The sequence below is a fragment of the Hyphomonas sp. NPDC076881 genome, from assembly GCF_050269995.1.
Lineage (GTDB): Bacteria > Pseudomonadota > Alphaproteobacteria > Caulobacterales > Hyphomonadaceae > Hyphomonas.
Genome location: NZ_JBNNJJ010000026.1, coordinates 1 through 26019 on the forward strand (window position 1 = coordinate 1; position 26019 = coordinate 26019).

General features: G+C 59.6%; 23 protein-coding genes and 1 tRNA gene. 13 read left to right on the plus strand and 11 right to left on the minus strand.

Annotated elements, in window-relative coordinates; genetic code table 11:
* Window positions 1-83: GTP-binding protein (locus ACQKI2_RS18070; protein WP_236910097.1), on the minus strand; the 83-nt coding region annotated here is incomplete at its 3' end.
* A 216-nt stretch (window positions 84-299) separates the two neighbouring features.
* Here ACQKI2_RS18070 and ACQKI2_RS18075 point away from each other — a divergent pair.
* The 4 genes from ACQKI2_RS18075 to ACQKI2_RS18090 all read left to right on the plus strand — a co-directional run bounded on the left by ACQKI2_RS18075 (window position 300) and on the right by ACQKI2_RS18090 (window position 3274).
* Window positions 300-1850: a glucose-6-phosphate isomerase gene (locus ACQKI2_RS18075; RefSeq protein ID WP_427381017.1), complete on the plus strand. Its 1551-nt coding sequence runs from the start codon at window positions 300-302 to the stop codon at window positions 1848-1850.
* Between the two features lie 3 nt (window positions 1851-1853).
* Window positions 1854-2924, plus strand: coding sequence for a ribonuclease E/G (locus tag ACQKI2_RS18080; protein WP_427381018.1), 1071 nt, complete (start codon window positions 1854-1856; stop codon window positions 2922-2924).
* Entirely contained in the window at window positions 2921-3142 is a 222-nt protein-coding gene (locus ACQKI2_RS18085) for a DNA gyrase inhibitor YacG (RefSeq protein ID WP_035602757.1), read from the plus strand. Before ACQKI2_RS18080 ends, ACQKI2_RS18085 begins: the two co-directional genes overlap by 4 nt.
* Window positions 3143-3199: 57 nt before the next feature.
* Window positions 3200-3274, plus strand: a tRNA-Phe gene (locus ACQKI2_RS18090).
* Window positions 3275-3575: 301 nt separating this feature from the next.
* On the opposite strand, the gene ACQKI2_RS18095 is transcribed toward ACQKI2_RS18090, so the two are convergent.
* Entirely contained in the window at window positions 3576-4745 is a 1170-nt protein-coding gene (locus ACQKI2_RS18095; protein ID WP_427381019.1) for a Shedu immune nuclease family protein, read from the minus strand.
* A 381-nt stretch (window positions 4746-5126) separates the two neighbouring features.
* Here ACQKI2_RS18095 and ACQKI2_RS18100 point away from each other — a divergent pair, with 381 nt between their 5' ends.
* From ACQKI2_RS18100 to ACQKI2_RS18125, 6 genes are all read left to right on the plus strand, one after another.
* Window positions 5127-5963 (plus strand): universal stress protein, encoded by an 837-nt coding sequence (locus tag ACQKI2_RS18100; RefSeq protein WP_427381020.1) that lies wholly within the window; start codon window positions 5127-5129, stop codon window positions 5961-5963.
* A 55-nt stretch (window positions 5964-6018) separates the two neighbouring features.
* A complete protein-coding gene (locus ACQKI2_RS18105) occupies window positions 6019-6624 on the plus strand; it encodes an RNA polymerase sigma factor (RefSeq protein WP_427381021.1) in 606 nt (201 codons plus the stop codon).
* 14 nt (window positions 6625-6638) lie between these two features.
* The gene (locus tag ACQKI2_RS18110) at window positions 6639-7658 is read left to right on the plus strand and encodes a FecR family protein (RefSeq protein WP_427381022.1); all 1020 of its coding nucleotides are present in this window, start codon (window positions 6639-6641) and stop codon (window positions 7656-7658) included.
* A 166-nt stretch (window positions 7659-7824) separates the two neighbouring features.
* Window positions 7825-10257 carry a TonB-dependent receptor plug domain-containing protein gene (locus ACQKI2_RS18115; RefSeq protein WP_427381023.1) on the plus strand — a complete coding sequence of 811 codons (2433 nt, stop codon included), beginning with the start codon at window positions 7825-7827 and terminating at the stop codon, window positions 10255-10257.
* A gap of 14 nt (window positions 10258-10271) precedes the next feature.
* A complete protein-coding gene (locus ACQKI2_RS18120; RefSeq protein WP_427381024.1) occupies window positions 10272-11561 on the plus strand; it encodes an aminotransferase class V-fold PLP-dependent enzyme in 1290 nt (429 codons plus the stop codon).
* 137 nt (window positions 11562-11698) lie between these two features.
* Window positions 11699-14377 (plus strand): TonB-dependent receptor domain-containing protein, encoded by a 2679-nt coding sequence (locus tag ACQKI2_RS18125; protein ID WP_427381025.1) that lies wholly within the window; start codon window positions 11699-11701, stop codon window positions 14375-14377.
* Between the two features lie 8 nt (window positions 14378-14385).
* On the opposite strand, the gene ACQKI2_RS18130 is transcribed toward ACQKI2_RS18125, so the two are convergent.
* Genes ACQKI2_RS18130 through ACQKI2_RS18140 form a run of 3 tightly spaced genes read right to left on the minus strand, consistent with a single transcriptional unit; the run spans window position 14386 to window position 16082 of the window.
* The gene (locus ACQKI2_RS18130) at window positions 14386-15186 is read right to left on the minus strand and encodes a prolipoprotein diacylglyceryl transferase family protein (RefSeq protein WP_427381026.1); all 801 of its coding nucleotides are present in this window, start codon (window positions 15184-15186) and stop codon (window positions 14386-14388) included.
* Between the two features lie 51 nt (window positions 15187-15237).
* The gene (locus ACQKI2_RS18135) at window positions 15238-15510 is read right to left on the minus strand and encodes a DUF2798 domain-containing protein (RefSeq protein ID WP_427381027.1); all 273 of its coding nucleotides are present in this window, start codon (window positions 15508-15510) and stop codon (window positions 15238-15240) included.
* Window positions 15507-16082 carry an NADPH-dependent FMN reductase gene (locus ACQKI2_RS18140; RefSeq protein ID WP_427381028.1) on the minus strand — a complete coding sequence of 192 codons (576 nt, stop codon included), beginning with the start codon at window positions 16080-16082 and terminating at the stop codon, window positions 15507-15509. The genes ACQKI2_RS18135 and ACQKI2_RS18140 overlap by 4 nt, the downstream gene beginning before the upstream one ends.
* Before the next feature lie 110 nt (window positions 16083-16192).
* Here ACQKI2_RS18140 and ACQKI2_RS18145 point away from each other — a divergent pair, with 110 nt between their 5' ends.
* Complete coding sequence (locus ACQKI2_RS18145) at window positions 16193-17353, plus strand: enolase C-terminal domain-like protein (RefSeq protein ID WP_427381029.1); 1161 nt, start codon at window positions 16193-16195, stop codon at window positions 17351-17353.
* A 10-nt stretch (window positions 17354-17363) separates the two neighbouring features.
* On the opposite strand, the gene ACQKI2_RS18150 is transcribed toward ACQKI2_RS18145, so the two are convergent.
* Window positions 17364-18302, minus strand: coding sequence for a ketopantoate reductase family protein (locus ACQKI2_RS18150; protein WP_427381030.1), 939 nt, complete (start codon window positions 18300-18302; stop codon window positions 17364-17366).
* Between the two features lie 2 nt (window positions 18303-18304).
* Window positions 18305-19441, minus strand: coding sequence for an alpha/beta hydrolase (locus ACQKI2_RS18155; RefSeq protein WP_427381031.1), 1137 nt, complete (start codon window positions 19439-19441; stop codon window positions 18305-18307).
* 213 nt (window positions 19442-19654) lie between these two features.
* Here ACQKI2_RS18155 and ACQKI2_RS18160 point away from each other — a divergent pair, with 213 nt between their 5' ends.
* Window positions 19655-20146, plus strand: a complete 492-nt coding sequence (locus tag ACQKI2_RS18160; RefSeq protein WP_427381032.1) for a MarR family winged helix-turn-helix transcriptional regulator — start codon at window positions 19655-19657, stop codon at window positions 20144-20146.
* A 23-nt stretch (window positions 20147-20169) separates the two neighbouring features.
* On the opposite strand, the gene ACQKI2_RS18165 is transcribed toward ACQKI2_RS18160, so the two are convergent.
* Window positions 20170-20715 carry a VOC family protein gene (locus tag ACQKI2_RS18165; RefSeq protein ID WP_427381034.1) on the minus strand — a complete coding sequence of 182 codons (546 nt, stop codon included), beginning with the start codon at window positions 20713-20715 and terminating at the stop codon, window positions 20170-20172.
* A gap of 177 nt (window positions 20716-20892) precedes the next feature.
* Between ACQKI2_RS18165 and leuC the strand changes: the two genes are divergently transcribed.
* Window positions 20893-22314, plus strand: coding sequence for a 3-isopropylmalate dehydratase large subunit (gene leuC / locus ACQKI2_RS18170; protein WP_427381035.1), 1422 nt, complete (start codon window positions 20893-20895; stop codon window positions 22312-22314).
* A gap of 15 nt (window positions 22315-22329) precedes the next feature.
* On the opposite strand, the gene leuD is transcribed toward leuC, so the two are convergent.
* The 3 genes from leuD to ACQKI2_RS18185 form a co-directional block, all read right to left on the minus strand.
* Complete coding sequence (gene leuD / locus ACQKI2_RS18175; protein WP_427381036.1) at window positions 22330-22920, minus strand: 3-isopropylmalate dehydratase small subunit; 591 nt, start codon at window positions 22918-22920, stop codon at window positions 22330-22332.
* 2 nt (window positions 22921-22922) lie between these two features.
* Complete coding sequence (locus ACQKI2_RS18180; protein ID WP_427381037.1) at window positions 22923-23393, minus strand: DUF3237 domain-containing protein; 471 nt, start codon at window positions 23391-23393, stop codon at window positions 22923-22925.
* Window positions 23394-23454: 61 nt separating this feature from the next.
* Entirely contained in the window at window positions 23455-25647 is a 2193-nt protein-coding gene (locus ACQKI2_RS18185) for a TonB-dependent receptor (protein WP_427381038.1), read from the minus strand.
* Window positions 25648-26019: the final 372 nt, after the last annotated feature.

Here is a 26019-nt window from a genome sequence, read left to right on the forward strand (position 1 = left end):
AGCGTCGTCTTGCCGTGGTCAACGTGGCCAATCGTGCCAATGTTCACGTGCGGCTTCGTACGCTCAAACTTTGCCTTGCCCATCGGGCCTCTCCTATAATTGGTGTCGTCCGGCCCGCCGGACAGGTTCAACCTAGATTGATCTCCGGCCACATGGCCTTCAAGCGGCGCCTAATACCCATGTGTGACACGGGTTTCAAGCGGGGTTTTACGGGGCAAAGCTGCACATTTGCAGGCCTTGCGAAGCCAAACGCCCCGGCCGATAAGCGCACGGTCTGACTTTACGGAATTGAGGACCGAATGCGCAGTGAACTCCAAGACCATGCCGCCCGCCTGAGGCTGCAGCCTCTGAAGCTGCTCGCGACAACGCGCGCAGGGGATCAGCCGCTCGAAGCGGCAGGCTGGAAAATCAGCCTTGCGCGGCACTTTCTGGATGCCTCGGCAGAGGCCAGCCTGCTCCAACACGGCGCCGACGCAGCCTTGGTAAAGGCGGGCGAAGATCTTTTCGGCGGCGCCATCGTGAACCCCTCGGAAGGCCGCCCTGCCCTGCACTGGGCTTTGCGCGCCCCGGCGCGCCTGACGGGAGAAGCCGAAACCATTCGCCAGAGCGTTCTGCCGGCGCTTGAATTTGCAGGGAAAATCCAGACCGGCGAAATCCGCACCGCGCATGGTGAGGCGTTTACGGCTGTCCTTCACATTGGTATCGGCGGATCGGATTTCGGGCCGCGCCTGATTGCCGACGCATTCGAGGATCTTGCGCACCCGTCGATCGAGTTGCGGTTTGCCGCTAATGTGGATCCCTATGATCTGGACCGGGCGATGGCTGGGCTTGATCCCCTGTCCACGCTGGTGATCGGGGTGTCCAAATCCTTCGGCACCGAAGAAACACTCTATAATCTAGGCCGTGCGCGCGCCTGGTTGGAGGAGAAGCTGGGCGATGAGGCTGCCCGCCACCTCGCCCTGGTGACTGCCAATCCGGAGAAGGCCAAAGCCTGGCTGGGCGGGCGTGACGCCTACACGTTCGATATGCCGATCTCCGTGGGCGGGCGATTCTCGCTTTGGTCGGCCGCGTCGCTGGCCTGCATGATCTACCTGGGACCTGAGACCTTCCGGAAAATTCTCAATGGTGCCAACGAGATGGACGAGCATGTGCGCGCGGCGCCGCTCGAATCGAATGCCGCAATGCGCCTGGCACTGCTGGATTTCTGGAACACCTCCATCCGCGAGAAGCCGATGCGGGTGCTGCTGGCCTATGCCAACCGCCTGCGCCTGTTGCCGACTTATCTGCAGCAGCTGGAGATGGAGTCGAACGGAAAATCCGTTGATTCTGAAGGCAATGCGGTCTCCCCACCCACCGCGCCTGCCCTCTGGGGCGGCGAAGGGTCAGTAGGCCAGCACTCCTATCACCAATGGCTGCACCAGGGATCGCAGGATGTGCCGTGCGAATTCATTCTGGCGCCGGACTTTGACCGCGACTCTGAAGGACTGGACGCGCTGACCGCTCATGCGCTGGCGCAGGCCGAAGTGCTCGCCAATGGCCGCAGCCTAGAGGAAGTACGCGCTGAAGAGCCGGGGATAAGCGAGGCCGTATCCGCACAGAAAGTGCATGCCGGCGGGCGGCCCTCCACACTGCTCTCCCATGCCGGTTTCGGCCCGGAGGCCTTCGGGGCGCTGATAGCGCTGTACGAACACCGCACCTATTTCGCCGGCAAGCTGTGGGGATTGAACCCCTTCGACCAGTGGGGCGTGGAGCGCGGCAAGACCATGGCCGGACGCATCAAGGCGGTGCTGAAAACCCCTGACAAGGCCGCTGATCCTGTAACAGCTGCGCTGCTGAAGCAGATTTTCTGAGGCATGGCGATTGCCCGCATCCTGCGCGAGCAGACAGTGGGCGAGACCCGCTGGCTGGCGCTTGATTCGGGGTGCAGGCCCGCTGCGCTTTACCTTGAGCGCGCCTCGAACACTGCAGCGCTCGGGGCGCGGCTGGAAGGCCGCATCGGCAAGACAGAACCCGGTGCAGGCGGGACTTTCATTACCCTTGCCGGGACAATGAGCGCATTCCTTCGGACAAAGAATGGACAAATCCGGACAAATCCGGACACTTTGATACCAAGCGAGGGCACGCCGGTGACGGTCGAGGTCGTCGCTGAAGCGCGGGCCGGGAAGCTCGCCCGGGTGAAGCTGGCGGCGCCGGGCGCTGGCCTCGCAATCTCCAGCGCCGATGCCTGGCGGGCCCATCTGAAGGGTGGGAGCGCCGCGCCGGTGGAGGACGTGCCCCCCGGCGACACGATAGTCAGCGCCGCCTTCGAGGATGCCCTTCGCCCGGAAGTGACCCTGCCCGGTGGAGGGCAGATGCATATCGAGCGGACACGCGCGCTGACGGCGGCCGACATCGATTCGGCAGGCCGGGCCCTGAAAGGCAGCGCCGGGGCGCGCGCCCTTTCCCTCAACCGCGAGGCGGCAGGCGACCTGGCCCGGCAGATCCTGCTGCGGGGCCTGGGCGGGCTCGTGGTGCTCGACTGCATAAGCCCGATTGCGGGAGATGGGGCCGCGAAGATCCGCGCCACTTTTGCGGAAGTTTGGGAAGGTCTGACCAGCCGGCAGGCGAAGGCGCTGGCGCCTTCGGCGCTGGGGCTGATGGAAATCGCCGCCGACTGGTGGATCACCCCGCTGGCCGAGCGGATGCTGGACGCAGCGGGAGCGCCGACGCCGGAAACGGTGGCGCTGGAGGGCCTGCGCGAGCTGGAGAAGGCCGCGCAGCAGGCGCGGATGGCGCGCCTGACCCTGGCCCTGCCCCAGATGGCCCATGACTGGCTGGCGGCAAGCGGGCTCGACGCGCCGGCCCTGCTGAGCGCGAAATATGGGGCGCGGCTGTCTATCGGGGTTCACGGCAAGGCCGGGTTTGAGCTATTCCCCACCCCATGAGCAAGCCTGCGACCCCCGACCAGAAAAAGCCCCTCTGCGCGCGCTGCCGCAAGCAGACCGTGGCAGCCGAATACCGCCCCTTCTGCTCCAAACGCTGCGCGGACGCCGACCTCGGCCACTGGCTGACCGGCAGCTATGTGATCGCCGGGCGGCCTTCGGAAGATGCCGAGGAAGCCGCCAGCGGACGCCCCGCTGAAGATGATACAGAATCCCACTGATTTGTGCGTAGACAAGGCCCGCGCGCTTCGTTAAGTAGCCGCTTCCCCGTTCGGCCCGCCCGGGTAGCTCAGGGGTAGAGCAGCGGATTGAAAATCCGCGTGTCGGTGGTTCGATTCCGCCCCCGGGCACCATTTTTCCAGTTGTTGCAGCAGGTTTGGGCGATTGAGTCCCCAATCGATTCCTGAACGCAATGAATCTGCCGCGTCGATAAGTTCGAAGCCAGCTACCACCTTCCCGCGCCGTTCGACTTGGGTTGCCGACTTAGCCCATACGATGCGTATGTCCACGATCCACCTAGTCCCCTAAAACTACGAGACCACTTGGAACACCTATTCGAACCACTCTCAGAATGACAAGGCCAAGGGCAACGATTCTGAAGGACCGGAAGTTGCCCGGAAAGATCAAAGGCCGCTTAGTGCAAAACGATGGCAGTCATTTGCTCTGACTCACTATGAATCTAGCGCGCTCAAAAAGCTCATCGAACGTGATGATTTCAGGCGCATTCAAATTTCGGCGGTAAAGTTCGAACGATTTAAATTTCTCTACATTCGTTCCATGTTCAGTTTGAAATTGAGAAAGACTGCCGACAACCAGAAACGACTTTGGCGCTATGTTGAATAGCTGCTCCCCTGTCGGATCACCGTTCTTCTCTTTCGGCCTGACAATTTCCTGCAATGTCTCCAACGCAGACTGAACAGTGACGTGAATTTGAGCGACCGAGGCTGTAAGCTTTGAGCTTGGATGCCAGACGCCGGATCGTTTAGTGTCCGTGCTCAACAAATCAGTGTCATGAGTTTTTACTTCGACGAAGCACAGTGAATTCACGATTCCGCGGGTCTTCATTACAGCATCAACCACTTTCCCGGGACCGCTAAGGTCGTAGCCGCTTACGGCTTGTTCCAGCTTCTTTTTGTCTAGCCCGCTCAAAAACTGATATGAAAGACCATACCCAAAAATCCAAGTGTTCAGTTCAAAGAACTTCTGCCATAGCCGCTCGGGTTTATCCGCCTTGTGATGCACCATCTTTTGTTGGAAAAATTCTTCTTCAGAAAGCAATCTCTCAAAGATGCTCAATTGATCTTGCCGATACCGCACTGCGACAACATCACGCCGAAGATTCGTATTCTTCAGAATATCAATCACTAAGCTTTCATCATTCGAAACTAACCTGTTGATCTGTGCGCGATTTAAAACAATTTCGTGCAGTTCTTCATCCGGAATATGTCGCTTCCGAGGGTCGTCAACACCCACTGTTTCGACCCCGGCCAAAAACTCCTTAAGTTCTCGGATTTCAGAGCCGACAAAAGAGAACGAGAATTTTTCACTTGCGCCAGAAACTGCGTTGAACTTTTGAATCGTCAACACGGTAATTCTTCGATCAGATTCGAAGAAGGTAGCCTTGATGGCATGGCGACCGGCAGGCGTTTCGCGCAGGACGATCTGACCTTTAATGGTAGCAAACTCGAAGGCAGGCTGCACATCCACAACCTTAGACATGATGCGCATGGGCTCGCCCAAGTCGCCAGGAAATCGACCTCCAAGTATGGTCTTATCTGTTCGGCGGGAAAAATGTGCACCAGCCTCGTCAAACTCGTCAGTCAAAGTGCACCCTCTATCTTATCAATCCATCCAAGCACTACGAATCACAGCGGGGATCGCCGGAGTTGAAATTATAGCACGCAACTCAGTTTCGCGCCGAATCAGGTCAACCTTCACAAGGCCTCGCACGGCCATTCTCGCACGGCCATTGCGGAGATCACTGAGTCCAGCGTTTCAGCCCCGGGGCCGGAGATTCCGGCGGTGCCACGCCGCACCCGTAATTCTACTTATACTACCCTTGGGGTTTTTGTTGCTCACTGGGCTGACAGGTGGTGCGTAATCCTTGTCCGGATTTCTTTTCTGATCTGAACCGGATCTGGGGCGCCGGCCGCTTACAATGTATCTATTTGACCACGCTATGGTTTGCCAGGGAGGACGGACATCATGCAGCTGAAAGACATTGCCATCTGCGTTGCGAGCGCTCAGGAAGACGCGGGCGCGCTGGACCTTGCGCAGGCGCTGGCCGCCAAGACGGGCGCGCATGTCGCCTGCTCCGCCATCGGCATCATGCCGGCCCCGATCCTCTATAACGAATTCGGCATGGGCGCGGCCTATGTGGAGCAGCTCAATCAGGACAAAGAGCTGATCGACCGGTTCTGGGCCGACCTTCAGAAGACCCTGGACAAGAAAGACTTGCGCTGTGAACTGCGCCGCCACCGGACCTATGGCACCAATCTGGAATCCCTGGTCGCCACCATTGCGCGGCATGCCGATCTCACAATCATCCGTGCACCGGCAAAAGACATTCTTCAGCCCCACGCCCAGATGATCGAGGCGGCGCTGCTGGGGTCCGGCCGGCCTGTGATGGTTGCGCCCGTGGAGTGGAAATCCGGCCCGGTCGGCAAACGGATGGTGGTTGGCTGGGACGCGAGCCGGGAGGCGGCCCGCGCGGTGCACGATGCCTTGCTGGTGGCCGAAGAGGGCGCCGAGATCACCGTGGTGACGGTGGACGCCAAGGCCGGAAGCCTGGACCATGGGGACGCGCCGGGCCTCGACATTGCCGCGCATCTTGCCCGGCACGGGCACAAGGTGACGCTGCGCAACGAAGGCAGCCTCGGGCGCTCTGCGCATGAGGTCATCCTGCAGGTGGCCATGGACAAGAATGCGGACATGATCGTTCTGGGCGGATACCGTCATGCGCGGCTGCAGCAGGCCCTGTTTGGCGGCATGACCCGCAGCATGCTCCGGGATGTGAAGCTTCCGCTGCTTCTGTCGCACTGAGGGCGCGCCGCCTGCGGTCAACCTGCCCGGCTTGACAGCCGCGCGCAGACAGCCGATGGCGCGGGGCATGCTCCCCGGCGCCTCAGCTGACCCGGCTTCAAACGGCGAAGCCCTGCCTGCTTCTTCGCTCCCGCGAAGTGAGGGGGAGCGCGCATCCCTACGCAATGCCTTCCTGAAGGATCTTTACAGCAACCATTTCGGCGAACTGGTGGGCCGTCTGCGCAAGCTCTATGGCGCCGGTCCGCCGGACCCTGAGGATATGGCGCAGACGGCGTTTGAACAGATCGCCCGGCTGGACGATTTCTCCCGGATCCATTCCCCGCGCGCTTTCCTCTTCCGGACAGCCATCAACCTGACCCTGAATGCCCGCAGCCGGGAAAAACGCGCCCGGGCCCATGCGGAATTGGAAAAAACTCAATTTCCTGATGCGGAGCTGGAAGAAAATTCTCCCGAAATTGTCTTCATGGGAAAACAGGCAATCATAGCGCTGGCCGATGTTCTGAAGGCGCTGCCGCCCAAGCAAAGGGAAATCATCCTGCGCAGCCGGTTTCATGGTGAAACCTACGCCCAGATCCGCGCCGCCACCGGCTGGAGTGAGGCTGACATTTCCCGTCAGCTTACCCGCGCCCTGGAAACCATTCAGCAGGCACTCCGCCCCTAGACTTCCGGTAACCCATGACTTCTGCCTTGCCCCCTCCGGATAAGACTGCGCCGCCCCCCTCCGGGGTCGAGGCAGAGGCGCGCGCCTGGATGGCATACCTGCTTGCCGAAGAGCACACTCCGGATAAAGACAAAAAACTGGAGCTTTGGCTGGCCGCCTCTCCGGACCATCGCCGGGCGCTGGAAACGCTGCAGGCTGGCTGGTTAGCGATTGCCGAGATTGACGGCGTTGAAGATATTCTTTCAGCCCCGGCAAGAATGGCCGCCCCCCGTGCGGGCCGGCCGGCTTCGCCCTCGCGCCCACGCCGGCGCCTGTTAACCGGTCTATTGGCCGCTGCGGCCTGCGGCGTCGCCCTTATCTTTGTTACCCCGCTGATGCAGACGGTGCCCTCCGAAGATATTTATCTTGCCACCACAATCGGCGAGATCCGGACCTTCGATCTTTCGGATGGAAGCCGGCTGACGCTGGACGCGGGCTCGGAGGTCAAGGGGCGCTTCACGCGCGATCAGCGGTCGCTCACCCTGGTGGAGGGCAACGCCTATTTCGACATTGCCCGGGCACCGGAACGCCCGCTGGACGTTCGCGCGGGCGAGGTTCAGGTCAAGGTTCTGGGCACGCAGTTCGATATACGCCGGCGCCCGGCGGAAACCATCATCAGTGTCGAAGAAGGGCATGTGGCGGTTACCGGGGCGCAGGGCTTCCCGGCTGTCTCCCTTACCGGCGGACTTCAGGTTATCTACCGCACGGGCAAGGGTTTTGACGCAAGCGCACCCTTTGATGCGGCGCGGTCGGCACCATGGCGCCGCGGCCAGCTCTATTATGTGGACGCGCGCCTCAGCGACATCATCGGCGACGTGAACCGCTACAGCGCGCGGCCGATCACGCTTGCGGATCAAACCCTTGGCGATCTGCGCCTCACCATGAGCTTTTCGGTCAATCAGATCGAGACCATGCTGGCGGGGCTCGACGAAGCCTATCCGCTCGATATCGACTATACGTCATCGGAAATTCACATTTATTCCGTACCCGAATAACCCAGAAGATGACGGTTCCGTGAAAGCGGTGAACCTTTTGTGAAGTTTGGCTCCGGCCTGAAATTCCCGCCTCCCTCATCTGTCTTCCCGGCGTCCACACCTTTTGTGCGGACGGATCTCTGGCCCGAATAGTCAGGATCTCTCAAGTCTTTTTCCGGGGAACCCGATGACCAACACGTTTTCTCTTCGCGCGGCCCTTTTGCTGGTGACATCCGGCATCGCGCTTGGCTGCGCCCTGCCCGCCATTGCGCAGGAGGCTGATGAAACGGCTCAGCCGACCGAAGCCTATGTTCAGGATGCCGTGATCGTGACCGGCACGCGCGGCGCGCCGCGTACGGCGTTTGACAGCCTTGCGCCGGTGGATGTGATCTCCGGCGACGCGATCAATCTCACCGTCTCGGACGAGGTGATGGATACGCTGGCTCAACTCGTGCCATCTTTCAATGTGAAGCGTCTTCCGATGGCCGATGGCCAGGTGTTTGTGCGCCCTGCCTCTTTGCGCGCCCTCTCTGCAGACCACACGCTGGTACTCGTGAATGGCAAGCGCTTTCACCGTTCAGCCCTGCTCGGCTCCAACGGCGCGCAGGCAGCCGACCTGGCGCAAATCCCGTCCTATGCGATCAAACGCATCGAGGTGCTGCGCGACGGGGCATCGGCACAATACGGCTCTGACGCGATTGCCGGTGTGATCAACATCATCCTGGAAGACAAGCCGGGCACCCGCGCCTTTGCCCAGGCGGGCGAATATTACGAAGGTGATGGCGAGCAATATCGCCTGGGCGCTCAGCAGGGCTTTGCGTTTGACCGGGGCTACTTCAACCTTTCGGGCGAATACACCGATGCGCAGCCCACTTCCCGCAGCCGTCAACGTCCGGATGCGGAACAGCTGCAGGCGCAGTTTCCTGATCTGAAAGTTCCCAACCCGGTCCAGAACTGGGGTCAGGCGGAGCGTCAGGCATTCCGCTTCGCCATGAATGGCGCTTATCAGTTCGACGCGAGCGAGCTGTATGTTTTCGGCACCCATGGCTGGGGGTCGGGCGTATCGGATTTCAACTGGCGCAACCCGCTGACTACTAACACCTATGGCAACAGTACGGTGGATCCGGACTATGACCTCACCGAGATTTTCCCGGCGGGCTTCACCCCGAAATTTGGCCAGGACGACGAAGACTTCTCGCTGACCGGCGGTTATCGCAGCACCAATGCGGAAGGCTTCTCCTACGACTTCAGCGCCAGCTATGGCCTGAACGACATCGAGTACTTCATGTATGACTCGATCAACGCATCGCTCGGCTCGGCAAGCCCCACCAGCTTCGACATCGGCAATCTGCGCCAGACCGAATTCAACCTGAACGCCGATTTCGTTTATCCGGTGGCGCTCGACTTCCTCGCAGACGATCTCAACATCGCCTTTGGCGCCGAGCGGCGCTTGGAGAAGTATGAAATCTCGGCCGGCGAATATGCCTCCTACGCTGTCGGTCCGCTGGCTGCAGAAGGCTTCCCGTCGGGCTCCAACGGCTTCCCGGGATTCAGCCCGGCCCAGGCCGGGAGCTGGGACCAGGAAAGCTATGCCGCATATGTCGATCTTGAAGCCCCGGTCACCAGCCGCTGGACCGTAGGTGCCGCGCTGCGATACGAAGACTTCTCGGTCTTCGGCGACAATGTTGACGGCAAGCTTTCGACCCGCTTTGAACTGGCCGATGGCCTTGCCCTGCGCGCAACGGCGTCCACGGGCTTCCGCGCGCCGACGCCTGCCCAGCTGTTCAGTGAGCGGATCACGCAGGGGCTCGACACGACCACGCTCAACGTGTTCACCAATGGCCGCTACAGCCCGCAGGGCCCGATTGCCGAGATCATCAGCGCGCGCGCCGGTGTTACGATTGAGCCGCTCGAGCCTGAAGAATCCCAGAACCTGTCGCTGGGCCTTGCCTGGAATTCGGGCTTCGGTCTCACGGCAACGCTGGATGCCTACCAGATCGACGTGGATAACCGCCTGGGCACCTCCGCCACCTACAGACTGACAGATGACGAACGCGCGCAACTCATTGCGCTCGGCGTGCCCAGCGGAGAGAGTATCACTTCGGCCTACTTCTATCAGAACGACTTTGACACCCGCACCCAGGGCTTGGACCTTGTGCTTTCCTGGGGCCGTAATGTGGGCCCAGGAAACCTCAACCTGACCGGCGCCTATAACTACAACAAAACAGAAGTGCGTGCCGGCAGCCTTGCTACCAATCCGGACACAGCTGCCCGCTTTGAAAAAGGCATTCCCGGCAGCACCGGCAATGTTCAAGCCACCTACTCGCTGGGTAATTGGGAAGTGTTTGGACGCCTGCGCTATTATGGCGAGTGGCGGGACTTCTCGGACAATGCCAACGGGGTTGTCTATCAGGATTTCGGCTCGATGGTGCTGATGGATATCGGCGCGACCTGGCAGGTGACGGAAGCCGTCAGTGTCCGGATTGGCGCAGAGAACCTCTTCGACTCCTATCCGGATGAAGCCACCTATCAGGCAAATCGCGGGCTGATCTACTCCCGCAATGCGCCCTATGATACTGATGGCGGGCAATACTATATCCGGACCGACATCCGCTTCTGAGGTAATCTGAAACCATGACGATCACACGACGCATGGTCCTGAAGGGGGCAGCCGCCGGCGCGGCTGCCCTTGGGGCCGTTTCCGGAACCGGAGCCACCCTCCCGCTGGACACCTCACCGGTTCGCCCAGAAGACGAGGCCTATTGGGCCAGAATTGCGGCTCAGTATGAAGTGACCAATGAGGTCATCAATTTCGAGAATGGATACTGGGGCCTGATGGCGCGCCCCGTGCTGGAGGCGTTCAAGCGCCATACGGACTATGTAAACCGGCAAAACTCCTGGTATGCGCGGCGCCAGTTCTACAAGGACATCGAACCTATTCGCGCCCGTCTGGCTGCTTTTCTTGGCGCCGGCGAAGACGAGATCGTTTTTACCCGCGGGGCCACCGAAGCGCTGCAGGCAATCCTGCGAGGATACAACCGGCTGCGGCCCGGCGATGCTGTGATGTATGCCGATATTGATTACGACTCCATACAGACCGCGATGGAATCCCTTGCCCTGCGTAATCAATGCCGCGTTATCCGCCTGAAAGCCCCAGAGCCGGCGGCGTTTGATGAAATTCTGGCGTTCTATGAAGCCGCGCTCGATGCGAATCCGGATGTGAAGCTTCTCCTGCTCACGCATATCAGCCATCGCAACGGGTTGAAGGTACCCGTCAAAGAAATCATCGCGCTGGCGCGCGAGCGCGGGGTCGATTGCATCGTCGATGCCGCCCATTCCTGGGGCCAGACCGCCTTTACCGTCGATGACCTTGGCGCCGATTTTGCCGGGTTCAATCTGCACAAATGGATGGGCGCGCCACTTGGCGCGGGGCTGATGTACATCCGCCGCAACCGGCTTGAGGCCATATCACCGGACATTTCCGAATTGCCCGAGGGCATCGGAGGCATTCAGAACCGGGTTCATACCGGCACAACCAACTTTGCCACCTTCCTTACTCTTGGCGACGCCCTGGATTTCCATCTGGAGACCGGACCGGAAAACAAGGCAGCTCGCCTGGCCCATTTGCGGAACCTTTGGGTGCGGGAGGTTCGCGCCGTTACCGGACTGGACATCCTGACCGCAGATGATCCGCGCCTGCATGCGGGGATCACTTCCTTCCGATTGGCGGGACATGCCGGCACAAGCGCGAACCAGGCAATCGTCGAGCATCTGATTGACCGGCACAGCATTTTTACAACGCACCGCACCGGTCTGGCGCGCGGGGCCTGTGTGCGCATCACCCCGGCTCTTTACAATTCCGCTGACGATTGCAGCCGCCTTGCCGCCGCGCTGGTGGAAACCGTCGAGGCTTTCCGGTCCTGACCTGAGCCGGCGGAGGTGTTGCAGCCCGGCGTCACTCTCAGGGCAAATGCAGCCATGGCCGGCCATTGTCATTCTGCTGTCATGGCTGGCCGCTTGAAAGCAGCGTGAAGCGCGCGGCGCAGCCGCCGGAGAGGACGATGCCCCGCAGCCTGGCGGCTTTCGCATTGAGTTGCTTGGCTGCTGGGCCTGCCCTGGCGGCTCCCGGCGGTATCAATGTCGATGCCCAACCGTTGGCGGACGCTCTCAACCAACTCGCAGCCGAGACCGGCTTTGTGATCATCGCCAATGCGCCAGACCTTAGCGCGCGGCAGGCGCCCCGGATCACCGGCGCTGGCGATGTCGAGGAAGCGCTCACCATACTTCTGGAAGGCTCAGGGCTGCGCTACAAGTCCCGCACCAAAGGCGTATGGGTGATAGAGGCAGATGCCCCGCGCGCCACCCGCCCTGCCCCGCTGACGACCACGCCGGTTGCGCCCCTCAGATTGCCCCCCCTGCAGGACAGCCTGCGGATATTTGACCCTGTCGTGGTAACCGGGTCGCGCACCCTCCCGCTGTTCAGCGAGAGCATGGCTCCGATCGAAGTTCTTCCCGGGCAGGAGATCATGGCGCCCGCTTCAGACGATGTCATCGACATTCTCGCGCAACTCGTGCCCTCCTTCACCGCTCAGCGCCTGCCGCTCAGCGATGGCAATGTTTATGTGCGCCCCTCGCGGCTGCGCAATCTTGCGCCGGACCACACGCTCGTCCTAATCAATGGGAAACGGCGCCACAAATCCGCTTTGCTTGGACCGGAGGGCGCGCAGGCGCCGGATCTGGCACAGATCCCCGCCAGCGCGATCCAGCGGATCGAAATCCTCAAGGATGGCGCCTCCGCCCAGTATGGCGCAGATGCCATTGCGGGGATCATCAATATCATCACCCGCGACGAACCCGGAATTGATATCTTCACACAGCATAGTCAATACCAGGATGGTGATGGAGATCAATATCGCCTGGGAGTTGCCTGGGGCGCGGAGACGCATCGCGCCCGGTGGCGCCTCACCGGCGAATATAGCCATGCCGCGCCAACGTCTCGCGCCCGCCAGAGAGAAGACGCCCTTGCCTGGCAGCAGGAGCATCCGGAAGTCACATTGCGCAATCCCGTTCAGCGCTGGGGACAGCCGGAACGGGAGGACGCCCGCAGTTTGATGAGTTTCGCCTACACTCTGGACACTGGCGGCGAGATTTACGCGCAAGGGAACTATAATCAGGGGGCCGGGTTGTCAGATTTCAACTGGCGCCACCCGGAAACTGCCAGCCTTTACGGCCCCACGGATGCCTTCGAAGATTTCAGTCTGGCGGACGTGTATCCCAACGGTTTTACCCCGCAATTCGGGCAGGACTACCGGGACGGCGCCCTTTTCTCCGGCTATCGCCATACGGGTGATCGTCTGGATTTCGATATCAGCGCCGGCTTCGGGCGCAACCGTATCGACTATTTCCTCTTCGACACCATCAATGCGTCCATGGGGCCGGAAAGCCCGACCGCATTCAATACCGGAGGCCTTCAGCAGACAGAGTATACGGTGAATTCCGATCTTCGTCAGAGCCTTGACGGGAGCCTGCCTTTATCCCTTGCCTATGGCGCGGAGTATCGCCGCGAAATCTATACTATCCGCGCCGGTGATCCGGCGTCTTATGCCATTGGCGCCGGCGCGGTGGATGGGCTTACTTCCGGCTCCAACGGGTTTCCCGGCTATACGCCGCTTCAGGCGGGAGATTTCGATCAGGAAAGCCATGCTGTCTATGCCGACATTGAATCGAACCTTACCCCGCGCCTGAAACTGGGAATGGCCGCCCGGTATGAAGATTATTCCGGCTTTGGCGAGGCCATCACCGGCAAGGTCTCGGCACGCTATGCGCTGGGTCACGGAGCGGCCTTGCGCGCCACGGTCTCAACCGGCTTCCGTCCGCCAACGCCCGGCCAGATATTTGGGGAGCGCACCTCGCAGGGGGTCAGCGCGCTGACGCTCGACGTGTTCACTCAGGGCCGCTTCTCGCCAACCGGTCCGGTGGCGGCCATTCTGAACGCCCGGCCGGATGTATCTATCGCGCCTTTGCGTCCGGAAATGTCGGAGAACCTGTCAGCGGGCTTCGTCTTCTCTCCGGCCGATAAACTGTTCCTGTCTCTGGATGCTTACCAGATTGAGATCGATGACCGTTTCACGCAGTCTGATACCTACGAACTTACCCCAGGCGAGCGCGCGCGGCTGACGGCACTGGGCGTGCCGGGCGGGGAAAGCATCACTGAAGTTACGTTTTTCCAGAATGACTTCCGTACCCGGACGCAAGGACTGGATCTGATGGCCCAGTTCAGCCATCTCGTCTCCAACGGTGAAGTTTCCATCAAGGCCTCCTACACCTACAATACGATCAAGGTTCTGAATGGCTCCCTCCAGGACAATCCTGTCCGGCTGCGCCGGTTTGAGGAATTCCTTCCGGCCCATTCGGCCCAGGCAACCGCCAGCTTTGACAGCGGCGCCTGGCGGCTGGAAGGGCGTGTACGGTTGAGCGGATCCTGGTCGGATTATGCCGATGACGAAAATCTCAGCCTGCAGAGGTTCGGGGCAAAGACATTTGCCGATGTTGCGATCAGCTACGCGCTGAGTGATCAGTGGCGTCTGCGTGTCGGCGCGGAAAATCTGTTCAACACCTATCCGGATGAAGCCGGCCTGCAGAAATCAAAGGGGCTGATATACTCCCGCAATGCCCCTTACGATACCGATGGGGGGCTGCTCTATGTCCGGCTTTCCTGGACAGGTGGGGAGCAGCCCTGATCCCGGATTCATTTACCCGCGCTTTCGATTTCCCGGATGCCGTTCAACAGCGCCGCTCGGGATATCTCGCCGACATGGGTTTTATGGATCATTCCATCGGCGCCGATAAAAAGAGTTGCAGGCAAGGCACGCGATCCAACAGCAGCAGACAGCGATTGATTAGGATCGAGCAGGATCATGCCGGACCGGATGCCCTCCCTCTCCAGGAATTTGCGAATGACAGATGCGTCCTCGCCCTGATTGATGAGCAATACCGGGACTGCTGATCCTTCAGCCACGTCAACAAGCATTGGCATTTCCCTCCGGCAAGGCCCACACCAACTGGCCCAGAGGTTCACCACGAAGGGCCTTCCCGCAAGGCTTTCGAGTTGCAGCGGTGTTTGCTCAAGAGTTTCGATTTGCACATCCATCGGAAAGGGTGTTTTTTCGCGCGTCTCCAGCGCAAAACTCGCTGCTTGAAAAACCGCGAAAAGAAGGCCCGCGCCTGCGGCGAGAATAACCGCAGAGCGCTGCCCCTTGCCTCCAGCCAATATCACACCGGCTGCGGCCAGAACCCCGGCCCATGCGATGAAGCCTCCCTGCCAGACAGCAAGGATTGACCAGGGTTCTGCCAAATAGGCCGGATAATTCTGGGCCACGAAAACCAGGCGCGCGGCCAGCACGCCAATTATCACCGCGCTCCACGAGAGCCGCTCGAGATCCTTGCCCCAACGCCGCCCAAGGACACCGGCGCCCACCAGAAACAGCCAGACAAGCAAGATGCCCATCAAGCGATCTGCTGCCAGAGCCATCGGTCCAATCTCAATCATATTGTTGGTACTCACATCATTCCGGCAGGCCTCTCGCCCACGCCGGAGCCGTCAGACCGGACGGCAGATGAGGCGAACGAGACGGCGGACGATGGGCATTACGACGAGGACGACCGGAAAGGCAAGGAGCCAGCTGATCAACCAGGCACTGAGCCAGCCGCCGAGAAGACCTGACGTGATGCCCTCGCTTTTTATCGTGGAAACCAAGGAAACGAACGCGCACATAAAAATTGAGAGAAGCAAGGATGTCATGAACGGCGCGTAACCCGGTGGCAGGCGGAAACGGTTGCCGGAATGGACGGAGGGAGACGCCTTGATCGTCATTTGAGCGATCCTGCAGTCTTGATGACGCGCTGCACCAGCAATGGTAAAATCTGGGCCGCGACCGGATCAACCAGCGCGGCGCCGTCAAAAGCGCGATCGGCGAAGGGCACGGCCGCCTGTTCCGGAACAACGAGCATCTGGACCGTACCGAGGATCTGACGCAGATGCATCAGTCCCCGCAAGCCCCCATACGGACCCGGAGAGGCAGACAGAATGCCCGCAACCTTGCCCCGGAACGCGCTCAGCACGAGCGGCCCTTCCCCATCGGTCGGCCGAGAGACCCAGTCTATGGCATTTTTGAGCAGCCCACTGACCGATCCATTATACTCCGGCGATGCCATCAGGATTGCGTCATGCTCAACAAAGAGAGCCTTCAGGCGACGGGCGCTTTCGGGGAAGTCCGTTGTCTCCAGCCTGTGGGAATATATCGGAAGATCAAAGTCTTCCAGCCGGACGGAAGTGACCTCCGCCCCCTGCGCGCTGGCGAGCGTGGCGGCGCAGTCAGCCAGGCGCTGGTTGAACGAGCCGTCCCGCGCGCTCCCCGCCAAAACAAGTATTCTCACGGCCGACATTTTATCCTCCCGCGCATTATCTCAAAGAAGAAGCATGGACATATATCACTTAGCTAGCTACTTATTTTAGCCCATACAAGCCTTGTTCGCGCCGATGCCGGGGGAGTCAGATGAAGATTGTAGAAATCCGGGAAATGCCGGTGCGCCTGTCGGGCAATATCGCCAATGCTGTGGTGGATTTCTCCCGGCATACGGTGTCACTGGTGGCGGTGGTCAGCGATGTCATGCGTCATGGGCGGCCGGTAACAGGCTTTGCGTTCAATTCCATTGGCCGCTTTGCGCAATCCGGGATCATCCGCGAGCGGCTCATTCCGCGCGTTGCCTCCGCCCCGGCCGAGACATATCTCGGCGTGGATGGGTGCCTCTCTCCGGGGGCGCTAGCCAAAGTTCTCATGAAAGATGAGAAGCCCGGCGGCCATGGTGACCGGGCCTCTGCTATTGCGGCAATTGAACTCGCCGCCTGGGATCTGCTCGCCAAGCTTGAGGATCAACCCGCAGCCAATACCATTGCCAAGGCATTCGGGAAGACACCGGCCGACAAGGTCAGCGTATATGCAGCTGGCGGTTATTATTATCCCGAGGGCGGCGCAGACAGGCTGCGCGACGAACTGAAAGCTTATCAGGATATGGGCTTTACGCAGTTCAAGATGAAAGTAGGCGGTGTTCCGTTAAAGGAAGATATCGCCCGGCTCGAAACAGCCATAGAGCAGGCAGGTTCCGGAAGGTGTATTAGCGTCGATGCCAATGGGCGGTTTGGCCTGGAGGACGCGATCTCTCTGGGCGAACGGCTGAAACGCTATCAGCTGCGCTGGTATGAGGAGGCGGGAGATCCACTGGACTATGATCTCAACCGACAAGTGATTGACGCATATCAGGGGCCCGTAGCTACGGGCGAAAACCTGTTCTCCATTCCGGATGTGCGCAATCTTTTGCGCCATGGCGGCATGCGGCCCGGCATCGATATTTTCCAAATGGATGCCGGCCTAAGCTATGGGCTGAACGAATATGCCGGGATGATTGCCCTGATGGAGGCCTCCGGTTTCTGCCGGGCGATGGCCTTTCCGCATGGCGGGCACCTGCTGAACCTACACATAGTCGCCGGGCTGAACCTTGGCGGCTGCGAGGCGTATCCAGCGGTGTTCCAGCCTTTCGGAGGCTACCTGCCCGGTCTTCCCATCACGGAGGGAATGATCGAAGTACCCCAGCAGCCTGGATTTGGGTTGGAGGCCAAGCCGGAACTTCGTCCCTATATTGATCAGATCTCGGGCTGAAAGGCGCTAATCAGGCGCCGCCCCGGCGGCCTTCGAAGGATTTCACCAGCGCCGTCAGCACGGCATTCACCGGCGCCGCAAGGCCGATCCTGGCCGCCTCACGGGGAACGGCGCCGTTGATATAGTCAACTTCTGTCTGGCGGCCTGCCTCCAAATCCTGCAACAGGGATGGCTTTGCCGAAGCGACGCGCTGGGCAAAGGCACGAATATGGGCCTCGGGATCACTTACCTTGAGCGCCACACCGGCGGCGCGCGCAATCTCCCAGGCTTCGAGGCCCGCAGCAATGCAAACCTCACCCAGGGCCGGATCCGCCAGCGCTTCACCAACCGTAAGGCCGGAAATCGCACAGGGCGCGCTGAAAGAAGTATTACAAATCAATTTTTCCCACTGTATACTGACGATATCATCAGCCACTTCGGCATTAAATCCGGCGCTACGCCAAAGCTCTGCAATCTCGGAAATCCGGTCAGTACAAAGGCTTCCATAGGCCCCGATCTGAATGGCCCCCATTCCGGCGTGGCGCGCATGGCCGGGGGATACCACCGACGCACCAAAGCCCGCTGCAATCCCTACGGCCACCTTCTCTGCCCCGAAAAATTCCGCCACCATATCTGCGGAGCCCAGTCCATTCTGCATCGTAAGGATAACAGTTTGGGGGCCGGCCATTGGGGCCAGCCCATGGAGGGCGCCGCCCACCTGGGTGGCCTTCATCGCCAGAATAATGAGATCGAACACCTCATTGGGCGGCGCCGTGAGCGCCCGCACCTGAACTGTCCGGTCACCACTCGCCCCCTCCAGGCGCAGGCCACTGGCAGCGATGGCCTCAATGTGCGCCCCCGGACGGCTTACAACTACCGGCTGATGGCCAGCAGCAGCGAAAAGCCCGGAAAAAACCGATCCCATGGCACCGCCGCCGACGATGGCGATCCTCTGAGGCTGTGTGCCCATGCTTAGATCCGCGCCTGAAGCCAGCTTGACACAACATCGGCTGCGTCATGCCGATGCTGCGCAGATTCTTCGAAATAATGCGCACCGGGAAGCATCTGCAACTGCTTGTCGGACGCGCCGATGGCATTGTGAATACGGGCCGCATCACTCGGAAAAACACCGGTATCTGCCGCACCCTGAATAACCAGAGAAGGCACTGTCAGCTTTTTAAGATGCGGTTCTCCCTGGCAATCCGAAGTTTCCAGAGACCACATGGAAAGCCAACTGGTCAGCATCGACGCGCGGCCAATACTCGGGCTTTTGTTGGCAATCACGGGATCGCCACGATAACACCAGCGCGGTTTGCGATCGGAGGGGTCCAGGGAGGGATCCATGCAGCGCAAGTCGCCCCACATGCGGAAGAGCGGAAAGATACGGTCTGGAATTCCCGCAGCATTAAGACGGGCAAGCTCAGCCTTCACCCAATCGGTGATGCGCTGATTGCGGGCGCGCTGGGCGGCGCGGTAGCGGGTAACAAATTCAGGCGAATAGGGCGGGCCATTGTCAGGATTGAACGGATCAAGCGACGGATCCGTTGCGACGGGGTCCCATTCATCCGTCACCGAAGCATCCATCCAGTCAGTCATCACTTCCGGGCGGCCGATATGGGCGTTGCTGGAAACATAGAAATCCGCCGGCGGCAGAGCGGCCAGACGCTCAGCGCCGGCACCTTTCAGTTTTCCGGAAAGCGTGGAGCGGGTCGCCTCAGCCTGATAGGCCGCCATCAGCGAACCGCCGCCGGAGTTTCCGAAGAGCACAACTGTCTCGACGCCTGCCACCTCGCGCAGCCATTTGACCCCCACACTGATGTCCACCAGCGCATGTTCCAGAAGGAACATATCCTCGGCGCCGCGATAGCGTGTATTCCAGCCGAGAAAACCATACCCCCGAGAGGCAAGATAGGCGGCGAAATAGTGTTCGCTGAAGTCGACATTGTAATGGGTGGCGATGAATGCCACGCGCGGATTCGGGGTGCCTTTGGGGGTCCAGTAAATCCCTTGGCAGGGATGCCCTCCCGCCATGATCCTGGGAGATGTGGGCGATTCACTGCTGACGAAACGGCTGTCGACTGTATCCTCAATCCGGCCTGTATCGGTCATTCGGGCGGTCCTCCAATTGTCTGTACAGGAAACATGCCCCGGGGGCTGTTTCTTCTGATTTCGAGCGGTAGCAAATCTCAGGAGATTTGCATAGCTATCTAACCTTTTTTCAGCTAACTTTCTTCAACTATCCCCGTCCCGCCCGGCAACCGGTGCTTGCCTTGAAACGCGCACCATCCATATAGTTCAGGAATAAACAGGAGCGCATTTCGTATGACAAAAAGAGCCGGCACTGAAAGCCCTTACTCCGAATGGAGCAACAGTCTTGGCTATCTCGTGCGGAAATCCTTCCGGTCAGTCTCCCGCGCGCTGGAAGCGCGCACCTCCGAATATGGTGTAACGGCTTCACAATGGCATTTCCTGCGGGTGCTGTGGATCGAGGACGGTATAAGTCAGCGTGAACTCAGCCGACGGGTAAGCATGCGCGAGCCGACCACCGTGATTGCCGTCAAACGTCTGGAAAAGGCCGGTCTGATCACCCGAAAGCAGAGCACCGAAGACGGACGCAAGATCAACATCTTTCTTACGCCCAAGGCCAAGGCCCTAAAGGCAAAGCTCATGCCTCTGGTTGAAGAGGTCAATGAACTCGCCACAAAGGGGCTAACCGCAAAGGAAAAATCCGAGCTGCGGCGTCTGCTGACCAAGGTGAACCAGAATCTCGAATCAGAAGACCGGCTGATCCAGACACCCGCCCCGCCGCCCTGATCCGCCTCTGTGCGGCTTGAACGTCAGACCTCCTCAACCGAGATGGGCTCGTGGGCGACATCACTCTCGTCGAATGTCCTGGTCCAGGCCGCAAATTCCAGACAAACGCCATCGGGGTCGAAGAAGTAGACCGACCGCACGAACACATCTTCAGTCACTTCAGCGCTGACCTGCATCGGCGAATTGTCGTGATTGAGGATAGGTGTGACATCGACCCCGCGCTCGATCAGGCGCTGATAGTATTCGTCAAACTTTTCAGCCGGAACGTTCAGCGCGATATGGTTCATTGATCCGTGCGCAGAGACAAAGCTTCCGCGTGTCGGCAGGGTAGACGGCGCCGAAATTCCCGGCACGGCCTTTGGCGCATCCGGGAACCAGAAAAAGGCAATGCAATCGCCATTGCCGCAATCAAAGAAAAAATGCTGGCCTGAATTATTGGGCAGATTGATCGTCTTGATGAGGGGCATGCCCAGCGTATCGCGGTAAAACTCAACCGTTTTCTTCATGTCGCGACACACCAGCGCGAGGTGGTTTACACCTTTGAACTCGAACGGACGTTGCTCAGCCATTTGTTCCTCCTGCCCTGTTATTTGCCTAAGGGGATCAGGGCTCATTTACATAGATAGCTAATTCAAAATGGTCCGCAAATCAATTCATCTGCCTGGCTCCGCCGCTTCGGGTTGCCAAACCGGCCGGAGCCAATAAGTTAGCTATCTAACCTTCAAAATATCTGACCGGAGCCTCTCATGACAGGCAACACATCCCCTGCCCGGCCGCGAACTCTGTATGAAAAACTGTGGGATGCGCACCTTGTTGCCGAGGACAATGGCGAAGCGATTCTCTACATTGATCTGCACATGCTGCATGAGGTGACGTCTCCTCAAGCCTTCTCCCGCCTGAAAGCCATGGCGCGCCCGCTGCGCCGGCCAGACCTGACGCTGGCGATGGCGGACCATTGCGTGCCCACGCTCGGGCAGGAACTGGGAATTCCCGGAATTGAGGACGCCGCGTCGCGCCTGCAGATCGAGGCACTGTCCCGCAACAGCGCGGAATTCGGCGTTGAGCACTACACGCTGGGAGATCTGCGCAATGGGATCGTGCATGTCGTGGGGCCTGAACTCGGGCGAACCTTGCCGGGCATGACCATCGTGTGTGGAGACAGCCACACATCAACGCACGGCGCATTTGGCGCGCTGGCCTTCGGGATCGGAACCTCCGAAATCGAGCATGTCATGGCAACCCAGGCCATCCGGCAACGGAAATCCAAAAATCTGCGGATCATCGTCAACGGTCGCCTGCAGGAGGGCATTACGGCCAAGGATCTGGCCCTCAAGCTCATTTCTGTTCTGGGCGTGGATGGGGGGACAGATCATGTGATCGAATATAGCGGCGAAGCGATCTCTGCCCTCTCCATGGAAGGGCGCATGACGCTCTGCAATATGAGCATTGAAGCAGGGGCGCGTGCGGGCGTGATCGCGCCGGATGAAACAACGTTCGCCTATCTGAAACAGCGAATGCCGGCGGATGCCTGGGCGGCGCACCTGCCGGGTTGGAGGACGCTCCACACAGATGAAGACGCCCTCTTTGATCGGACGGTTACGCTGAATGCCTCAGAGGTTGGCCCCGTCGTCTCCTGGGGCATCAATCCAGCGCAAAGTATTGCCATTGACGCGCAAATCCCAGACCCTCATGATCAGACCGATCCCAGAGTGCGGGCGGTGATGGAACGCGCCCTCGGCTATATGCAACTGTCGCCTGGCGCGCCCATCGCGGGCACGGAAATTGACAGAGTGTTCATCGGGTCCTGCACCAATGGCCGCATCGAAGACTTGCGGGCGGCGGCCGTCATCCTGAAGGGCCGGAAAGTTTGCGGGCGCGTGAAGGCCATTGTGGTCCCGGGGTCAGGTCTTGTCCGCCAGGCAGCAGAAACCGAGGGGCTCGACCGGGTTTTTATGGATGCCGGATTTGAGTGGCGCCAGCCAGGCTGTTCCATGTGTGCCGCGATGAACTCCGACCGGTTGAGCCCCGGCGAGCGGTGCGCATCGACGTCAAATCGAAACTTTGAAAACCGGCAGGGCCCAGCCGGACGCACACATCTGATGAGCCCGGCCATGGCGGCGGCCGCTGCCATAACCGGTCAGATCACGGATTTCCGGACACTCCTATGAAGCGGCGGGCCCCGCTTACACCTTGCGGTTCGATTCGAACTCCGAAAGAGCATCTGAATGCTTCAGTGTACGGGAAATATCATCAAGCCCCGCCAGAAGAATATCGCGGAAGTCCTGCCGCACATCGAAGGAATGGGTTTGACCGTCTGGGCCGGTTACCATGCATTCCTCAAGGTCCACACGCACCAACGTGCTCTTCCCTTCAGATAAGGCCGCCATCAGCCCGTCGCAGATCGCCCCTGGCAGAGTGACAGGCAAAATACCGTTCTTGACGCAATTGGTCGCAAAGATTGTCCCGAAAGTGGGCGCGATGATTGCCCGGAAGCCGAAATCGTCCAATGCCCAGACTGCATGTTCCCGGGAAGAACCGCAGCCGAAATTCTCCCGGGCGACGAGGATTTCCGCCGCGCGCCAGGGGGGCTCGTTAAGCACGAAGTCCCCTCGCTCGCCGCCGCCCGCATCATACCGCCAGTCATGGAACAGGCGGCGGCCCAGCCCCTCCCGCGTCAACGTTTTCATGAACCGCGCCGGAAGTATCTGATCGGTATCGATATGGGCAATAGGCAGCGGCGCCGCTATTGCGGTCACCGCCTTGAAAGGACGCATTCTTACAGCACCTCGAATACGTTGTAGCGGACGGCGCCGCCAATTGAATCGCCAAGACCGACAGCCACGATATTGTTCAGCCAGGCATATCGCTCATCACCGGTTTCAAAGATCGGCACTGTCCGGAAATATACCTGCGCCCGCTCGGCATCATTGGCCGGTCCGCCGCGCACGGAGTATTCTCTCACTTTGCTCATCGGCCGGAGCACGCCGCGATAGGACACATAGATGAGTGCGCCGTCATGGGTTTCCATAGTGACGCGGGCATCGAGACGCAGGGTTTCATTGTCGTCAATGGTTGCCCAATCGCCACCTCCCGGAACTATCCGGCCCCGGAGGCGCTCTCCTTCAACCACGCCCCCGGTGAGCACGGCGATCATGCGGCGGCCGAAATGTGCCTTGCCGATCATCTGCTGAGGCTCGTTCAGATCAGCGCGGTAGGTGCAAAGATATCGGAAAGCGGGGTTTTGCATGATGGAAGTCCGAAAAAATGAGGGCGCGCCGGGCAAATTGCCCACGCGCGCGCAAGTCAGTTTACATCGTGTAGGAGAGGCTGACGCCGTACGTCCTGGGAGGGCTGTACGGTACGAGGGTTTGCTGGAATGGGCCAAAATAGGTCACATATGTCGGAACCAGCTCATCGGTGAGATTCTTGCCCCAGAGCGATACCTGCCAGCGATCATCCGGCAGGGTAACCGAGAGGCGGGCATCGAGATTGTCATGCTCGGGCCAGAGCTGCGCGGCAACATTGGATGCCTCGAAGAATGCATCATCCACCCAGGAATAGTCGACTCTGGCCAGCAGGCGGAAATCACCGATCGGGGCCTCATACTGAGCTCCGAGATTGTATTTTCCCGAAGGCGACCGGGGAAGTTCGTTGCCCGTGTAATCCGTTCCCGGAATCTGGTATTCCACGAACTCCGTGTCGAGCCATGAATAGCTGCCATCGAGCCGGAGATTGTCTGTAAGGCGGCCGACAATTTCGACTTCGAAACCCTGGATTTCTGCCTTGGCCGCATTGCTGACCACAACGCAGCAGAGCGGCACCAACTCGGAAATCTGCAGGTCTTCATAGTCGGTCTTGAAGAGGGCCGCGTTCAGGGTGAGGCGCCGATTCAGCCACTCGGTCTTGGCGCCGAGTTCATAGCCCCATGCGAACTCTGGATCGTAAGGAGTGGACGCACCTGCAGCCGTTCCTGAGAGCCCCTGGAACCCGCCGCTCTTGTAGCCCTTGGCGGCCGAGGCGTAGAGCATGACAGTATCCGATGCTTGCCAATTGAGCGCGAAACGAGGCGTCAAGGCATCCCAGCTTTCCGATGCCTGAACGTCGTATCCATCAAGGCTGCCCAGCGGGGGCGGAAGCCCCGGACCGGAGACCTTCATACCGGCAAAGCGCCCTTCCTTTTCTTCCCATGTCATCCGAGCACCAACAGTTGCTGTCAGCGTGTCGGTGACGGCATAATCAAACTGGCCGAACACGGCAAAGCTCTTGGCATTTACAGATTGGGGATAGATGGCCGTACCTTGCTGGGCAGGAGCTGGGAAATCCTGGATCTGCCCTTGCAGCCGATCAATATCTTCATCCAGATAGTAGAGGCCAACCTGCCCTTGCAGGCGGTCATTCATCGCTTCGAATGCAAAGCGCAGTTCCTGGCTGAACTGGGTAGCCTCTTCCCTTCCGAAATCAGTCGATTCGATTTGAGTTGGCGGGTTGATGGGGTTGCTGAAAAAAGGCGTACGAAACTTGTACTTCACATCGCGCAGAGCAGTCAGCGATGTAAGTGTTCCGAAATCCGTGGTCCAGTTCAGCTCTCCGCTGAGTGAGTTGATCTGCCGGAAAATCTGCCCGTCGATATAGGCATTCACGATGCGCGGATCGGGGTTTACGCCCACACAATGCACCCCGCCATTGAAGGTTGCGTCGCAATTGTTGTCTCTGGGATTACCCGCCTGATCCTGCCAAGTTCCGTCTGCCCGGAGCACGATATCCAGGTTTTCTGACGGCAGGAACCGCGCGGCGATCCGGGCAGTTGTTACATCCTGATCATTGACATCATTGCCAGTGGTTTCGTTGAACTCGAAGCCATCCCTTTGCTTGTGCGCAAGTCCGCCCGAGAGAAAAACCTTGTCGGACAGCGGAACATTCCCACGAAGCGTGACATTGTACCTGCTGAAGTTACCGGCCGTACCTTCAGCAAAGAATGATGGCGTGGCGGATGGTTTGCGGCTGACAAACTGGATCAGTCCGCCGATGGCATTCTTGCCGAACAGTGTTCCCTGGGGGCCGCGCAATACTTCCACGCGCTCCAGATCGAGTACATCCAGGTCCGGCGTACCTCCGCGGCCGGCATAGACCCCGTCAACGAAAACAACGACAGAACCGTCGCCGCCGGCATTCTGGCTGATGCCTGCGGCTGTGCCGATCCCCCGCAACGAGAAATTGTTCTGTATGGGATCAACCGCCCCGACCGTCAGGCCCGGGGTGCGCAAGGCAAGGTCTTGAATTGTTTCGATACTGCTGTTCTTCAGCTGCTCTGCAGTAAACGCAGAGACTGCAACCGGAACATCCTGCAGGCTCTGCTCGCGGCGCTGCGCGGTGACCACGACAGTCTCATAGGTGACTTCGGCGTCGACTTCGGCGGCTTCCTGCCCGAACGCCGGCGCAGCGATAGCCGGAACCAGCAACGCAAGCGTAAGAGCAATACGTGTTCCTGAACTTTTCAACATTCCGTTTCCTCCTTTAGTGGGCCCTATCCCCTCCAGGTCATTTTTGACTCTGGCTTGTAATTTGCTTAGATAGCTAACTACTAATTAGTTAGCTAATATATATTTTTGGAATCGGCAACAGACCGTTTGAACGGCAGCCACTGGGAGGATGAACGTGACGGAAACACAGCTGGAGACGGCAGTATCGATGGCCAACCCGGGAAGCGCGCCCCCGCCTTCTCCGCCATGGCCTTCTCCGGCCTATAGCTGGTATGTGGTTTTCATCCTGCTGTTGGCCTTGACCCAGCCCCCTGAATTCCGGCCATGATTTTGCAGACTCTCTCGATTAGAGAGGATGACACATGCGCAAGAGCAGATTTTCAGACGAGCAGA

What these genes read in the sequence shown, in the direction of transcription:
- ACQKI2_RS18075 (WP_427381017.1), top strand. Translation starts at nt 300, where the DNA reads ATGCGCAGTGAACTCCAAGACCATGCCGCCCGCCTGAGGCTGCAGCCT.
- ACQKI2_RS18080 (WP_427381018.1), top strand. Translation starts at nt 1,854, where the DNA reads ATGGCGATTGCCCGCATCCTGCGCGAGCAGACAGTGGGCGAGACCCGC.
- ACQKI2_RS18085 (WP_035602757.1), top strand. Translation starts at nt 2,921, where the DNA reads ATGAGCAAGCCTGCGACCCCCGACCAGAAAAAGCCCCTCTGCGCGCGC.
- ACQKI2_RS18100 (WP_427381020.1), top strand. Translation starts at nt 5,127, where the DNA reads ATGCAGCTGAAAGACATTGCCATCTGCGTTGCGAGCGCTCAGGAAGAC.
- ACQKI2_RS18105 (WP_427381021.1), top strand. Translation starts at nt 6,019, where the DNA reads ATGGCGCGGGGCATGCTCCCCGGCGCCTCAGCTGACCCGGCTTCAAAC.
- ACQKI2_RS18110 (WP_427381022.1), top strand. Translation starts at nt 6,639, where the DNA reads ATGACTTCTGCCTTGCCCCCTCCGGATAAGACTGCGCCGCCCCCCTCC.
- ACQKI2_RS18115 (WP_427381023.1), top strand. Translation starts at nt 7,825, where the DNA reads ATGACCAACACGTTTTCTCTTCGCGCGGCCCTTTTGCTGGTGACATCC.
- ACQKI2_RS18120 (WP_427381024.1), top strand. Translation starts at nt 10,272, where the DNA reads ATGACGATCACACGACGCATGGTCCTGAAGGGGGCAGCCGCCGGCGCG.
- ACQKI2_RS18125 (WP_427381025.1), top strand. Translation starts at nt 11,699, where the DNA reads ATGCCCCGCAGCCTGGCGGCTTTCGCATTGAGTTGCTTGGCTGCTGGG.
- ACQKI2_RS18130 (WP_427381026.1), bottom strand. Translation starts at nt 15,186, where the DNA reads ATGATTGAGATTGGACCGATGGCTCTGGCAGCAGATCGCTTGATGGGC.
- ACQKI2_RS18135 (WP_427381027.1), bottom strand. Translation starts at nt 15,510, where the DNA reads ATGACGATCAAGGCGTCTCCCTCCGTCCATTCCGGCAACCGTTTCCGC.
- ACQKI2_RS18140 (WP_427381028.1), bottom strand. Translation starts at nt 16,082, where the DNA reads ATGTCGGCCGTGAGAATACTTGTTTTGGCGGGGAGCGCGCGGGACGGC.
- ACQKI2_RS18145 (WP_427381029.1), top strand. Translation starts at nt 16,193, where the DNA reads ATGAAGATTGTAGAAATCCGGGAAATGCCGGTGCGCCTGTCGGGCAAT.
- ACQKI2_RS18150 (WP_427381030.1), bottom strand. Translation starts at nt 18,302, where the DNA reads ATGGGCACACAGCCTCAGAGGATCGCCATCGTCGGCGGCGGTGCCATG.
- ACQKI2_RS18155 (WP_427381031.1), bottom strand. Translation starts at nt 19,441, where the DNA reads ATGACCGATACAGGCCGGATTGAGGATACAGTCGACAGCCGTTTCGTC.
- ACQKI2_RS18160 (WP_427381032.1), top strand. Translation starts at nt 19,655, where the DNA reads ATGACAAAAAGAGCCGGCACTGAAAGCCCTTACTCCGAATGGAGCAAC.
- ACQKI2_RS18165 (WP_427381034.1), bottom strand. Translation starts at nt 20,715, where the DNA reads ATGGCTGAGCAACGTCCGTTCGAGTTCAAAGGTGTAAACCACCTCGCG.
- leuC (WP_427381035.1), top strand. Translation starts at nt 20,893, where the DNA reads ATGACAGGCAACACATCCCCTGCCCGGCCGCGAACTCTGTATGAAAAA.
- leuD (WP_427381036.1), bottom strand. Translation starts at nt 22,920, where the DNA reads ATGCGTCCTTTCAAGGCGGTGACCGCAATAGCGGCGCCGCTGCCTATT.
- ACQKI2_RS18180 (WP_427381037.1), bottom strand. Translation starts at nt 23,393, where the DNA reads ATGCAAAACCCCGCTTTCCGATATCTTTGCACCTACCGCGCTGATCTG.
- ACQKI2_RS18185 (WP_427381038.1), bottom strand. Translation starts at nt 25,647, where the DNA reads ATGTTGAAAAGTTCAGGAACACGTATTGCTCTTACGCTTGCGTTGCTG.